Origin of the sequence: Parasphingorhabdus halotolerans (assembly GCF_012516475.1) — a bacterium.
Lineage (GTDB): Bacteria > Pseudomonadota > Alphaproteobacteria > Sphingomonadales > Sphingomonadaceae > Parasphingorhabdus > Parasphingorhabdus halotolerans.
This window is the reverse complement of the sequence record NZ_CP051217.1, coordinates 1,950,587-1,964,827: the sequence shown is the minus strand read 5'-3', so window position 1 is coordinate 1,964,827 and position 14,241 is coordinate 1,950,587. Positions and strand designations below refer to the sequence as shown.

The 14,241-nt window shown below is 51.9% G+C and carries 11 protein-coding genes, 1 tRNA gene and 1 pseudogene; 9 read left to right on the top strand and 4 right to left on the bottom strand.

The features are described 5' to 3' along the window. Positions 1–25: 25 nt before the first annotated feature. Positions 26–1,393 carry a PAS domain-containing protein gene (locus tag HF685_RS09685; RefSeq protein ID WP_246218569.1) on the bottom strand — a complete coding sequence of 456 codons (1,368 nt, stop codon included), beginning with the start codon at positions 1,391–1,393 and terminating at the stop codon, positions 26–28. Positions 1,394–1,615: 222 nt separating this feature from the next. On the opposite strand from HF685_RS09685, the gene HF685_RS09680 reads away from it, so the two are divergent. From HF685_RS09680 to HF685_RS09665, 5 genes and pseudogenes are all read left to right on the top strand, one after another. Further along, positions 1,616–1,691, top strand: a tRNA-Thr gene (locus HF685_RS09680). Positions 1,692–2,519: 828 nt separating this feature from the next. Next, positions 2,520–2,603: pseudogene (locus HF685_RS16720) on the top strand (hypothetical protein); the annotation flags it as partial. Positions 2,604–2,707: 104 nt separating this feature from the next. Continuing rightward, positions 2,708–3,244: a hypothetical protein gene (locus HF685_RS09675; protein ID WP_168819604.1), complete on the top strand. Its 537-nt coding sequence runs from the start codon at positions 2,708–2,710 to the stop codon at positions 3,242–3,244. Positions 3,245–3,297: 53 nt separating this feature from the next. After that, complete coding sequence (locus HF685_RS09670) at positions 3,298–4,368, top strand: MBL fold metallo-hydrolase (RefSeq protein WP_168819602.1); 1,071 nt, start codon at positions 3,298–3,300, stop codon at positions 4,366–4,368. Between the two features lie 13 nt (positions 4,369–4,381). After that, the gene (locus HF685_RS09665; RefSeq protein WP_168819600.1) at positions 4,382–5,371 is read left to right on the top strand and encodes a glutathione S-transferase; all 990 of its coding nucleotides are present in this window, start codon (positions 4,382–4,384) and stop codon (positions 5,369–5,371) included. A 34-nt stretch (positions 5,372–5,405) separates the two neighbouring features. On the opposite strand, the gene HF685_RS09660 is transcribed toward HF685_RS09665, so the two are convergent. From HF685_RS09660 to HF685_RS09650, 3 genes are read right to left on the bottom strand one after another with little or no spacing between them, the layout of a single operon-like run. After that, positions 5,406–5,825: a DUF1330 domain-containing protein gene (locus HF685_RS09660; protein ID WP_168819599.1), complete on the bottom strand. Its 420-nt coding sequence runs from the start codon at positions 5,823–5,825 to the stop codon at positions 5,406–5,408. A gap of 9 nt (positions 5,826–5,834) precedes the next feature. Further along, the gene (locus tag HF685_RS09655) at positions 5,835–5,999 is read right to left on the bottom strand and encodes a hypothetical protein (RefSeq protein WP_168819598.1); all 165 of its coding nucleotides are present in this window, start codon (positions 5,997–5,999) and stop codon (positions 5,835–5,837) included. After that, positions 5,992–6,615 (bottom strand): TetR/AcrR family transcriptional regulator, encoded by a 624-nt coding sequence (locus tag HF685_RS09650; RefSeq protein WP_168819597.1) that lies wholly within the window; start codon positions 6,613–6,615, stop codon positions 5,992–5,994. Before HF685_RS09650 ends, HF685_RS09655 begins: the two co-directional genes overlap by 8 nt. 411 nt (positions 6,616–7,026) lie before the next feature. On the opposite strand from HF685_RS09650, the gene HF685_RS09645 reads away from it, so the two are divergent. The 4 genes from HF685_RS09645 (at position 7,027) to HF685_RS09630 (ending at position 14,226) form a co-directional block, all read left to right on the top strand. Then, entirely contained in the window at positions 7,027–8,646 is a 1,620-nt protein-coding gene (locus HF685_RS09645; protein WP_168821454.1) for an FAD-dependent oxidoreductase, read from the top strand. A 24-nt stretch (positions 8,647–8,670) separates the two neighbouring features. Next, positions 8,671–9,621, top strand: a complete 951-nt coding sequence (locus tag HF685_RS09640) for an SDR family oxidoreductase (RefSeq protein WP_168819596.1) — start codon at positions 8,671–8,673, stop codon at positions 9,619–9,621. Between the two features lie 102 nt (positions 9,622–9,723). Further along, entirely contained in the window at positions 9,724–10,623 is a 900-nt protein-coding gene (locus HF685_RS09635) for an ABC transporter ATP-binding protein (RefSeq protein ID WP_168819595.1), read from the top strand. Between the two features lie 12 nt (positions 10,624–10,635). Next, positions 10,636–14,226, top strand: coding sequence for an ABC transporter permease/M1 family aminopeptidase (locus HF685_RS09630; RefSeq protein ID WP_168819594.1), 3,591 nt, complete (start codon positions 10,636–10,638; stop codon positions 14,224–14,226). Positions 14,227–14,241: the final 15 nt, after the last annotated feature.

Below are 14,241 nucleotides of genomic sequence, written 5' to 3'. Positions count from 1 at the left end.
CATTGGCAACCAGATGTCATCCTGCCTAAAGGCTGGTTTTTTGCAGAACGCGATTAGTCAGTTTTTGGTCGCCCAGCACGGGTCCGATTATGGAGAGATTGCCTTCATTGTTCTTGCGCGCAACCAGCACGACGAATTCCGCTTCGCCCGCATCAATATCATGAAGTTGACGGGATGGCGCGGCACGCAATCGGTCGAGCACGTCTTCGTGCTGAGAGGTTTGTGCAGGAGCTGTGCAAGCCGGATTTCGTGAACCACGCTCTGAATTGACAACTGCTTTCAAGCCGCCGTCATGTTGCGCCAAATAAGCAGCAAAATCACCTTTTCCAATGTTATGCACGCTTGCATAGCGCAGTGCGGAGGCATATTCTGTCAGCCGTGTTTTGTCGTAATTGACACCAAATACGAGTTTGACGATTGGCGTCATCGGTGCGCGTTCCTGGGCCTTTAAGCCAGAATCTTCAAGGAGTGTCTGATAGTCTTCCGGATAACTATTGGTCATCAAGTAGAAATCATAGGCCTGCCCAATGGCTTCGTAGAGCGCCGTGCGGCTGCGTTGTTCACATTGTGCAGCGTTATCGGCGCTATTGCGTGCGGCAGAAAGCCAGTCGGCAAGTGAGGCATCTTCATCGGGCTGGACCGACAGGGTATCTGTGAGCTCGAGAACAGCAGATTCTTTTGGCTCATCAAATATTTCCGCTGTCGGGCCATCTGCCCAGACAGGTCCGGTTTCCTTTTTGGAAGGAGCGGAACGCATGGCCTCGGCAATCTCATCCTCAAGCTGCACAGAAATTGCATCGGCAGCAACTTCTTTCCAGTTGATAACGCCGTAGATAAAATCAATATTGTCATCATCGGTCGAGAAAGGCAGCAATATGCCGCGATACATGATTGTAATGCCACGCTGATTGACGAATTCTGCTTCAAAGCCAATTGGCGCCTGATTGGCGATAATCTGCAAATAGTGATCGGTAATTCTCGAAAGCAATGATCGGGAAGGAACCTGTTCGATGGATGTTATCGTATCATCAATGTCACATTCTTCGCGAAGAGATTGGCCAAGAAACTGAATAGCGGGATTTTCAACACCATCGGTGAAATCAAGCAAAACGCTATTGGGCCCAAAATCATTGTCCGTTTCAGGATTGAGATCTTCAACATTGGGAAATTGACGTTCGCCAAGCAGGCCGGCCCAGAAATTATAAGCGCGGACATGCATCCGGCGTTCGTCCTGACCGATGGCGGGCGGCGGATTATCTGGCGTATCATCAGCGTCAAGATTATCGTCTTTAGCCGCATCGTCCTTATGAACATCGTCTTCATAAGCTACATAATCTGGCTCTGCACCCACAACCAGATCGCTATTTTCGCCGTTATTCCGAAGATTTTCCATGCCCGGTCCCAATGTTTCTATTCGTTCAAGGCTGTTTTGCGCTGGATATGGTAAATATATGGTAAATGCCGAGTTTATTTTTGAGACCGGAAATTTCCGTAAAACGATGCGTTGCTGTCATGAAAACGCCATCCATAGGCTTGTCACAAGGATAGGCGACTGATAAAGGCCGCCTATCCAATCACACGGGACTGATTAATCTCATCAAACCGTTGGTCAAATGCCGCTTTAGCTCAGTCGGTAGAGCACATCATTCGTAATGATGGGGTCAGAGGTTCGAATCCTCTAAGCGGCACCATATTTTAGGGGAATCATCCGCCGGGACGAAATCCCGCCACCCAAAGGCGATCATTAAATTGTCTATAGTTCTTTCTCCTATTCCCAAAGTTTGTCAAAGTTGCCTCCTGGGAAACGTGTTTTCCGGCCAAGTGCCGTTGGCTACCAGATGTTTCAAATCCGTCAATTTCCATAATTTCTACAAAAGCCCCCTGCGAAAAGCGCCTTCCATCCGCTTGCCGATCGGTCAGGGTCACAGTAGGTCACAACCCCAAACGCAAATTTCCGCTCACCCTTTTTCGGGCTCCAACTTCCGGCCCGTGTAGGAAATGAATTACAAGATCTGGGAACGTGAGCCCTATTCACGTGCGCGCGCGTCGCAAGAAGCGTTCCCAACATTTCGCCCAGTATCGGGAACAGGGCGGAAACGGGGGAGTGTGGCTGGTTCATTGGGTGACTGTGGCATGGATGAGGGTGTGTAGGAAAGGGTGTTGGGTTTTGTCTATTGAGAAAACGGCAACCGTAATTCCCCGCGTGTTTAGTGATTTGGACAATCTTTTTCGGGACTGACCACGACGCATATCAAAAGTACGAAAAGGGTTATTTCCCGATGCAAAAAGGCATGGCGGGGAATTTTTTACCTTTGACGATCATCCCAAAACCTACGAGGGAAATTCACCCAATGGTCGGATGAATGTTCATCTTCACGTACCCTGGTGAGACAGCCATTGGAGCGTAATATAGTGATCCGGAAGTACCAATCGCTTTCGGAGCACCGGCGGGCCGGTGCCGGGTTGCGCTATCTGACAATGGTGCTCGCGATTCCACCGCGCGGCTGATCAAACGGTGGATGAAAGTTGGACGTAAAACCCAATCCGGTTGCTTCTATGCGAACGCAATGACGGAAGCCGGGGCACATAACAGCGATTTGAGAGATCATATCGCCGCACAGGTTGAAAGGCTTGAAGGACGCTTTCGTAATGCACTCCAAAATTCGTTTGTTCTGATCACGAGGAATCGGATTAGCTCGGTTCTTACTTGGCCATCTCGGCGCAAGGACTTTACGCCGTATCTCGGATCGATGGCGGCATCGGCAAACTTCGAGACTATGTCGCATCATTGCCTCAAACTGTTCGCACCAAGTTGGATTACATACGAGCATTGCAATTTAATCTGGGAAACCGCAGTGAGCAGAACCAGGAAAATTCCGTTAGAAGCAAGAAATCCCTTGGTCACTATCGCGGCAATTTTACCGGTGCACGTCGGCAAATCGCTGCCAAAGCGACTACGTGCCTATGTTTTTCTATTTTACTGAGCTGCCGCAATTTTCGTGCTGATCACAAAACCATCGCCATTTGGACCCAGATTTGCGAAGGCTGTGGGCGCGACCGCATCCTTGTCGGAATAAAGGGTAAGGAACGGCAATCCGGTATTCAAGAGGATGCTGCAGGCGGCGCGGTCCTGACAGTCGCCGATTGCGCGCAGTCCGATGATGCGACCCCGATCATGCAGAATCATAGGGGCATTATCGGCGCTATAACATTCAACCTTTTTGAAATAGCAATTGATTATTGACACTTATCGCGCCATTAAATTTTTTGATGGTAGCATCGCTCGGGAGAGGCAATATGCGTAAGAGAATTTTGATCGTGTTTGCCGTTTTAATCGTCACGGCTATGTCCGGGGTTTTCATCTTCCAACAACGGATCGGCATGGCCATTTTTGATCGCGCTGTTCAGGCGCAGGTGGGAACTGACAATAGTGAAATGCTAGCGGACGGCCTGCATGTCGGGCTTTGCGGCACAGGCTCGCCGCTTCCCAATCCCGACCGTGCCGGTCCCTGCAACGTCGTGATTGCCGGCAAGCAAATCTATGTCGTGGACATTGGCGAAGGCGGGGCGCGCAATCTGAACCTTATGGCGATACCGATTGCCAAAGTGGATGGTGTTTTGCTGACCCATTTCCATTCTGATCATATTGACGGGATGGGACCGTTGATGTTGTTTCACTGGACTCAGGGGTCTGCAACAGCGCCCTTGCCAGTCTATGGTCCGACTGGCGTTGAGGCTGTTGTCGATGGATTTAACGCCGCCTATGCAACTGACAATCGTTACCGCATTGCCCATCATGGCGAAAATATTGTGCCCCCGACCGGCGGTGGTGCCGAAGCGCGTCCTTTTGAAATGATCGACGATACGATGGTGATTTTGGAAAAGGGCGGTCTGAAAATTACGGCCTTTAAAGTCGATCACGACCCGGTTGATCCTGCGGTCGGGTACCGCTTTGATTATAAAGGCCGGTCGATTGTGATCAGCGGTGACACCGCAAAGTCCGCATCTTTGGAACGGGCGGCAAAAGGTGCGGACCTGCTGGTGCATGAAGCGCTGGCTTCTAACATGGTCAAACGGATGACTGCCGCGCTAGAAAAGCGCGAGATGACCAACGCGGCGATCATTACAAAAGACATTCTCGATTATCATGCATCCCCGGCCGAGGCCGCAGAATCTGCGCAGATAGCAGGTGTGAAGCAACTGGTGCTCAGCCATCTCGTACCGCCACTGCCAGCTTCGTTTCTTTATCCCGCCTTTCTGGATGATGCGCCCGACAAGTTTGACGGCCCGATTATCGTCGGCGAGGATGGTATGTTCTTCAGCCTGCCAGCAGATTCCGACGTGATCGAACAAAGCAAGTTAATGTAAGGAGATTTCCGCCATGTATGTGATCAATGGCGCTTTGGGTTCACCCTATTCGATGAAGATGCGGGCGTTGTTTCGCTATCGCAGGATCACCCACATCTGGAACCATGGAGCAGCTGCACAAGCCGCCCAGTCCCAGGTGAAAGCGCCGGTTATTCCGGTGATTGAATATCCCGATGGCAGCTTTCACAATGACAGCACGCCGGTCCTCTATGACCTGGAAACACGGCACACTGGAAGAAGCGTCGTTCCTCCCGATCCGGAGAAAGCCTTTATCGCGCATTTACTAGAGGATTTTGCCGACGAATGGCTGACCAAGGCAATGTTCGGGTATCGCTGGCTGGAGGAAGTGGACCAGATCCAGATGAGCCGCTGGCTATCCTTTGATGCGATGAAAGGCGGCGGAGTGAAGCAAAGCCAGGCAATGGCCGAACATTTCCGCAGACGTCAGGTTGACCGGATGGCAATTGTGGGCTGCAACCGTGAAAATTTCCCGCTGATCGAAGCCTCAACGCGAGCGGTGTTGCAGGCGTTGGAAGATCATGTTGTGAACGAACATTATCTTTTCGGCGCGCGGCCATCATCAGCGGAGCTTGGTATATACGGACAATTGTCGCAGCTCGGCGTAGACCCGACCGCTCAAGAAATGATGCGCGCGGACTACCCCTATGCCTTTCGCTGGCTACTCCACATTGATGATATGTCGGGAGTTAAAGGCGAATGGGATGTGCCGGATGCACCGTTCAAACCGGTAATCGGTATATTGTTGGAGCAGGTGGGAAGCGTCTATGCGCCATTCCTGCTCGCCAACGCGGCGGCGATGGAAGCAGGTGAAGATACTTTCAGCATCGAGGTGATGGGCAAACCCTATTCACAGGGTACATTTAAATACCAATTGAAATGCCTTGCAGACCTCCGTTCTCGATTTGCCGCGCTGGATGGCGACGCGCGCGCCAAGGTCGATCCGCTTCTGGCCGAGAATAACTGTCTGGCATTTTTGCAATGATCAAGCGCCTGTTACTGCCACCGAAAGCCAATAGCTATCCGTCCGATTTGGAAGCCTTTGTCTTGATATTTAATTGACCAGCAAGCCCGGCTGTCCGGTGGATGGTAATTTTCTGATACTCCGGCGATGACACCATTTTTTTCATCGCCTCCAGCGAGGGATATTCGACCAGCGCCACCATATCCCAATTCTCTTCAACTTCGCCGAGCATCAGGCCGGTCACCGGACCGGCGAACCCCGGTTTGCCGCCAACGTCTGCGATGCATTTCCCCACCGCAGCGCCATAGCGCGCGTAGGCTTCCGCCCCGCTTAGATCAGCATCAGAACCATCAGCATATTCTGCCTTGTCCTTGAATTTGAGCAAGTTAACCATCACGAATGGCCCTTCTTCCTCGGCACCGAAAAATTCCGTCATCGCTTCAGGCGATGGATTGACTTGATTGACGACTTTCATAGGTAATCCCTATCCGTTGATGAAGTTTATGATCGCTTCGGAAAGCTGCTCCGGTTGGTCTTCCTGCAGGAAATGGCCGCCGTCTTTAATAGTCACATGATTGACGCCCTTTGCGCCAAGCCCGCGTTCCTGAAACTGGCGCGCAGATGATTGCGATACGCATGGTTCAATCATCAATATGTGCAATTATGTCTTTCACAATTTGTGACATAGTAGCGATGGTTTGTTTATTGCTCAGTCGTTGATCATGCCGGAACAATCGCCAGCTATCGAAGCTTGTGGCGAGTAAAATTGCCCTGCTTCGACTTTTGTCTTTCTGTACCGTTCTCGGTAATATGGCTGCGAGCGCTTTGCTTTCATGCGTCATCAATCGCTCATAATTTTTCATGAGCTGCTCGGACCGAAATCGGGCGAAATTTGTGATCAGCCGATATGGCGCAATATTCTCATACACCTCCGCCCGCCTCGCGATTAGTTCCAATAGCTGATCACGCCAGTCTGACGAACTATAGGGTGCGGTGAGACCCGCTCCCCAGCGGTCGTAGAGAAGATTATCAATCTCCAGATAGAGCGAATCCATATCATCAAAATGGCGGAACACGGAACGCAGACCAACCCCTGCCCTTTTTGCCACTCGTGCGGCACTGGGATTCGGATCGCCTTCTTTCAGTAATTTCATAAAAGCAGCGATGATCTTGGCGTGGCTGACCTGGCTACGCTGGCGACGACCATCGGGATGCGGATCGCTATCCGGTATCATTTTATTTGCCAATGCGCTTTGTTTCGCCATGTTCAATCCTGAATATTTGCTCTGAAATCTATGGCATCCGTCATACTGAAACACCACCCTTAGTGGCTCACTCCGAGGGTAATTTTTTGCCAGCGCTTCATCGCTTTTCTCAGACCGCTATTATATTGACACTAGTAGTGCTAAATAAGATTGTAGGTCAAGAAACTTTGCGCTTCACCGCCAGTCCAGTCTCGCTGTTTTCCTTTCCATGACCCACGTTCCAAGTTGCCATCAAAGCAGTTGCACGTCGCATACCTAAAGCCCGTCTCTTAACCGGTGATCAAGAAGGGTGTTAAGCTTTGTGCCGACAAACGCGGCGGTTTTCTCATCCCAGTCCTATCCAAAAGACGTGTGGCCAATAATTGGTGAATATGGTGATTTGGCTCCGAGGATTTTACGGGAGTAGTCGCCATCGAAACGGACGTTCTGATTATCGGCGCTGGCGCTGCGGGGCTTACTGCCGCGCTTTCTGCTCATGAAGCGGGTGCAAAGGTCGTCATACTTGAAAAAGGGGAGCGGCTTGGTGGCAGTGCCGCAATTTCTGGCGGCATTGTCTGGGTGCCAAATAATCCGCAAATGCAGGCAGCTGGCATTGCAGACAGCCATGAAGATGCCATGGCCTATTTCCAGTCGCTGGACCATGGCGAGATGGATGAGGAAGTGCTCGGTGCGTTTGTCAAGGAAGGCCAGCACGCGCTGAAATTTCTCGATGACGTTGGCGCGACCAAGCTAAGTATGCTGGAGGGATATCCCGACTATTATCTCGACCGGCCCGGAGCAAAACCGGGCGGCGGCCGGGGGCTCGATAATGATCTGTTTGATTTCAATGAGCTTGGCGACTGGAAAGACAAAGTCTTTGATGGCGGCGATTTCCCGCGCCTGATGTTGCGCGAAACACCGCTCGGCGGTGGCAGCGGGATGATCGAACCGGAAGAACTGGAACGACGCGTTGCGGGCGATTTGCGCGGCTGGGGCCAGGCTCTCGTGGGCCGGTTGCTCAAGCAATGTCTATCGCGCGGGATAAAGCCGATACTAGGGGCGATTGGTGTTCAGCTTGTGGTTGAGGGAGAGCGTGTTGTCGGAGCTCGTTTTGGCGATCATGGCGTCCGCGATACTATCAATGCAAGCCAGGGCGTGGTGCTCGCAACCGGCGGGTTTGAATGGAATGAAGAACTGAAAACCACTTTTCTGCGCGGCCCACTAACCGCGCCTGCTTCGCCGCCAACCAATAAAGGTGATGGCTTGAAAATGGCAATGGGAGCTGGAGCCTCGTTGGGCAATATGACCAGCGCGTGGTGGGTGCCGACGATCTCCGTTCCTGGCGCGCAATGGAAGGGTGGTGGCCAACGATCCCTGCCGGTACTTATCGAGCGCACCCTGCCGCATACAGTGATGGTCAACACGGCGGGCAAGCGCTTCTGTAACGAGGCGAATAATTATGCGTCACTGGCCGGAGCGTTTCACTCTTTTGATCCGGCGACTTATGATTACCCTAATCTGCCAGCCTATTTGATTTTCGATCATCAATATCTATCGCGATATCCATTAGCTTCGGTGATGCCGGGGCAGGATATTCCTGACTGGATCGTGCAGGCAGAGAGTCTGGAAGCACTGGCGGGTAAACTGGAAATTGACGCTGCCCAACTGAACCAGACGATTGAGCGGTTCAATACGAATGCTAAAGATGCAATGGATCCCGATTTCGGGCGAGGGGAAAGTGAATATGATCGGTTTTATGGAGATCGCTCGCGCGCCGGTGCGGCAGCTACTTTAGGGCCGATTGAGCAGGCGCCATATTACGCGGTTGAAATTAAATCGGGCGCTTTAGGCACTAATGGCGGCGCGAAAACTGACGCTTCGGGTCGGATAATTGGCCATGACGGAAGGCCTATTGCGGGCCTCTATGGTGCCGGAAATGTCATTAGCTGCCCGACAGGAAGCGTTTATGCAGGGGCTGGTGGCACATTGGGACCAGCGCTGACCTTTGGATATATCGCCGGCCGTGCGGCGGCAAGGCGCGAGAATATCTAGTGTATTCGGAAAATTGATCAGGGAATGATGATGAGGAAAATATTGGTATTGGGCGCGACTGGTGATCAAGGCCATCCGCTGCTCCGTCGTTTGATAGATGCCGGCATGCGGCCAGTGGCTGCACTTCGCAACAAGGACGCCTTGGCGAGTACCGAATTTGCCGATGTCGAGACAGTGGCTGCTGATTTATATGACGAGCAATCGATGATCGCTGCGGCGGCAGGGATGGACGGCATCGCAGCCCATCTGCCATTTGTCTTTGATCGCGATCTGGCCAAACAATTGGGGAAGAACATCGCCTCCGCCGCGCGTGAAAATAGCGTAAAGAAAATCACCTTCAATACCAGTTGCTATGTCGCAGAGCATGATATTGACAACCCTGCGCATGATGGACGCCGTGATATTGAGCAGGCGATCATGGAATGCGGCAGCCAATATTTCATCTTCGAGCCTAAAGTATTCATGGACAATATGATCCGTAGCTGGAGCAAACCGTCCATCGCCAACAAGGGCATTTTTGCTTATCCGGCGAGACCGGATCTGAAAATTTCATGGATTTGCCTTGATGACGTGGCGGCGTTCATGGTTGCGGCGCTCCAGCGCGATGATATTCCTGGCGGGCGCTATGCGATTGGCGGGCCAGAAGCGCTAACCGGCGAGGAAGTGGCGCAGCGGCTCAGCAAAGCAGCGGGGAAAGAAATCGCATTTAAAAGCCTGTCGCCAGACGAATTTGCATCAGCGATGAGCCTGCTGGTTACCGGCTCAGCCGAGGTAAAACCTTTCTCGATTTACGATGGAATGGCATCTTTCTACCGCTTCTACAACACCCAGCCGGTGTCTCCGCTGATTGCCGAGATGGAGGAGATGGAGGCTCGGTTCGGGGTTTCGCCAACTTCGCTTGCGGACTGGGCGGCACGGCAAGACTGGTCTGATCCGACCGACCCGGCATTGGCTATTCGTATGGCTGGAGTGTGATTCCGCTTTATTTCCGACCTTGTTGATTTAGTCTATTGCGCCTAGTGTATTATATCGATACTACACACCGATATTGTCAAACCAATAGTGGAGCGCGACCCGATGCTAGATCTCAAGAATGTCACCCATATTTATCCCAATGGCACCAAGGCACTGGATGATGTGACGCTCTCCATTCCCAAGGGCATGTTCGGTCTGCTCGGCCCCAATGGCGCGGGCAAATCTACATTGATGCGCACCGTCGCAACGCTGCAAACGCCGACACAGGGCAGCATCCAGTTCGGCGATATTGATATATTGAAAGACCCGGAAACCTTGCGCGAACAGCTTGGTTATTTGCCTCAGGATTTTGGCGTTTATCCGCGCGTTTCGGCCTATGACATGCTCGACCATATGGCGGTGCTGAAAGGCATCGCATCCAAAGCAGACCGCAAGGCGACGGTCGAGACTTTGCTCAATCAAACCAACCTCTGGGATGTCCGCAAGAAAGCCATTGCCGGTTTCTCCGGTGGCATGCGGCAACGTTTTGGTATTGCGCAGGCGCTGATTGGTAATCCGGAATTGATCATAGTCGATGAGCCGACGGCGGGTCTTGATCCCGAAGAACGCAACAGGTTCCTTAATCTGCTGGCTGAAATCGGCGAGAATGTGGTGATTATCCTGTCCACTCATATCGTCGAAGATGTGTCTGATCTCTGCCCCAAAATGGCAGTAATCGCAGAAGGGCGGATACAGCTTGAGGGCGCACCGCTGGAGTTGATCGAGAATACCAAAAATACAATCTGGTCCAAGACGATCAAGCGCGAAGAACTGGATGCTTACCGCGCCAAATATGATGTTATCTCGACGCGGCTTTTTGCTGGAGCGACAATCATTCACGTGCTCTCGGGAGATAATCCGAATGACGGCTTTGCGCCCGTCAATGGCGGTCTGGAAGATGTCTATTTCTCCACACTCGCCGCCACTCGCCGTTCCGCATCTGCTGAAACTGCAGCAGCGTAAGGGAGCTTAACGATGTTCGGTAAAATCGCTGCGTTTGAACTGCGCTATCAGTTTAGAAATCCGGTATTCTGGGTTGTTGCGATCCTGTTCTTCCTGCTGACTTTCGGCGCCGCCACATCGGAAAATCTAAGTATCGGTGATGGCGGCAATGTCAACGCCAATAGTCCGGCGGCACTGGCGGAAACCACCATAATCCTGACGATATTCTTCATGTTTGTGACGACCGCATTTGTCGCCAATGTCATTGTGCGGGATGATGAAAGCGGCTTTGGCCCGATGGTGCGATCGACCCGGGTCAGCAAGTTTGACTATCTGATTGGCCGCTTCACCGGAGCATTTGGTATTTCTGCCATCGCCTTTCTGACCGTTCCATTTGCGATCTGGCTTGGTTCTTATATGCCGTGGATGGACCCGGAAACACTCGGACCAAACCGGCTCAGTCATTTTCTTTACGCCTATTTCCTGCTCGCACTGCCCGGCATATTCCTCACATCCTGCCTGTTTTTTGCGGTCGCAACGATCACCCGCTCGATGATGTATAGTTATATGGGCGTAGTGGTGTTTCTGGTGCTATATCTCGCGTTCAGCGCTGCTACTGAGTTTGATCCTGAACTCATGCTTTTTAGCGCTTATGCCGAACCCTTTGGCGGCGGGGCTTATGAATATTTGACACGCTATTGGACGGCAGCGGAAAGCAACAGCATGATGGCACCGTTTGACGGCGTGCTGCTGGTCAACCGTTTGATCTGGCTTGCTGTTTCGATTGCAGCACTGGCCTTTGCCTATTCGCGGTTCAGTTTTGCCGATGCCGGGATTTCAAAGCGACAAATCAGAAAGCAGCAGGAAAAAATGGCTGCGCTGGCAAAAGAAGAGCCGGTCCTTGTCGCAGCGCTGCCGCAGTCTAATCCCGCCGGAGCCGCCTGGTCGCGATTGCTAACCCGCACTCGTTTTGAAATGACGCAAGTGTTTAAAAGCCCGGCTTTTTTCATTCTCGTGCTGATCGGACTATTTAATTCTGTCGCAGCCTTGTTCTTCTTCACCGAGCTTTATGGAACGCCGGCTTACCCCCGGACATTCTATGTTATCGGCATATTGGAAGGCAGCTTCACAATCTTCCCGCTGATCATCGCAATCTTCTATGGCGGCGAGCTGGTGTGGCGGGATCGCGATCGCAAGATGCACGAGATTATTGATTCAACGCCGATACCTAACTGGGCGTTCATGGTGCCCAAAACCTTGGCAGTGGTCGGAGTACTTTTCACAGCATTGATGATTTCTGTTGTGGCGGCCATGCTGATCCAGCTGTCAAAGGGCTATACCGATTTTGAGCTTGGGAAATATTGGAGCTGGTATATTTTGCCGGGTACGGTCGAGATGGTAACTCTCGCCATATTGTCGGTGTTCGTTCAGGCGCTTAGCCCGAATAAATATATCGGCTGGGGGATCATGGTTCTCTACATGGTGGCGACGATCACCTTCAACATCATCGGCTGGAACCACCCACTCTATCTTTTCAACAAAGGTATTCCGGTGCCGCTGTCGGATATGAATGGCGATATGGTGGGAGCGTCTGGAGCATGGTGGCTGCGGCTCTATTGGGGCGCATTTGCAGTCATGTTAGCAGCGCTCGCTCATCTGATTTGGCGGCGCGGCACGGAAACCAGTCTGATGCCAAGGATCAGGCAACTGCCCCGGCGGTTGATCAGTCCGGCTGGCGCCTTGATTGCGGTCGCGGCAGCAGTGGCACTGGGCACCGGTATTTACATTTACAATGCCATGAATGTGCAGAACCGGTATCTGACGCTGGATGATACCGACAAACTAAGCGCCGATTATGAGAATAAATATCTCAAATATGAGTCCGTGAAGCAGCCGTCTGTCACTGATGTCAAAATGAACATCGGCCTTTATCCGGAGCAGCAGAGAATGAATGTCGTCGGGACGATCAGGATTGTAAATGATACGGGCGCTCCGGTGGAAGCGTTGCATGTCACTTTTACCGATCAAAATACGAAAATTGATGCCCTCGATATTCCGGCTTCAAAACTCGAAATGTTCGATGAGGAAATGCAATATCGCATCTATCGGCTTAATGAACCCATGGCCATTGGAGAAACGCGGACATTGGGTTTCGAAACGTCTCGCGAACGCGTAGGATTTAAAGCCAGCGGCAATGAAATACGGCTTTTGCAAAACGGCACATTCCTGAACAATACGGAATTCATGCCGACGTTCGGAATGAACCGCAACGGACTGTTGTCTGATCGGGCCAAACGCCGCAAATATGGCCTGCCTGCGGAGCTCCGCCTGCCAAAGCTGGAAGATAAAGGCGCGCGCGAAAAAAACTATGTGAACAATGTCGACTGGGTAATGTCTGACATCACGGTCAGCACAGCCAAGGACCAGACGCCGATAGCGCCGGGCAGCAAGGTCTCCGACGAGGTAAAAGGGGATCGGCGGATTGCGCGTTTCGTTTCGACCAACCCGATACTGGCCTTCTTCTCGGTTCAGTCCGCGAGATATGCGGTCGAACAACGCAGCGTGGATGGGGTTGATATTTCGGTCTATTACCATCCCGATCATGATTACAACATCAAGACTATGGTCGATGCGACCGAGAAGTCGCTCGCCTATTACAAGAAAAATTTCGGACCATATCAATTTGATTACGCCCGGATTCTGGAGTTTCCCGGCTATGAGAGTTTTGCGCAGGCTTTTGCCGGTACCGTGCCTTATTCGGAACGTATCGGGTTTCTGGCAAACATCTCTGATCCGGAAAATATCGATTATGTCACCTATGTAACAGCCCATGAAATTGGACATCAATATTGGGCCCATCAGTTGATCAGTGCGTATCAGCAGGGCGGCACTTTGCTGGTTGAAACAATGGCGCAATATTCTGCGCTAATGGTGATGAAAGAGCTTTATGGCGAAGATAAAATCCGGCGCTTTCTGAAGTATGAGCTGGATAACTATCTTAACGCGCGAGGCAGTGAGGCGGTCGAAGAATTGCCGCTCAATCGCGTCGAGGATCAAGGCTATATCCACTACCGGAAAGGGTCCGTGGTGATGTATCTGCTGCAGGACCGGCTTGGCGAGAACCGCGTGAATGCCATGCTCGCCAATTTGCTCGACAAATATCGTTTCAAAAGCCAGCCTTATGCCAGTTCGATCGATCTGGTGAATGGTTTTAAATCTCTCGCTCGCAATGATGCCGAGCGGCAGCTGGTTGTCGATCTGCTGGAGAAAATTACGGTCTATGACATGAAGGTCGATACCGCGACGGTTCGCAAACTGGCGGACGGCAAATTCGAGACCACGCTCACGGTTAAGGCTGACAAATATTATGCTGACGGTGAGGGCAAGGAAACCAAGGCCAGTCTCGCGGACAATATCGAAATTGGCCTGTTCACCGCCAAACCGGGAATAGGAGCCTTTGGCAAGAACGACGTGATCAGCATGGCGCGCAAGCCGCTTAAATCGGGCAAGCAGGTCATAAAAGTCATCTCGAAAAAGAAACCGGAATATGTCGGTGTCGACCCGTATAACAAATATATCGACCGCAACAGCGATGATAATGTGATTGCGGTAACAGCGGGGTAATTTGTCCGCCAGCCG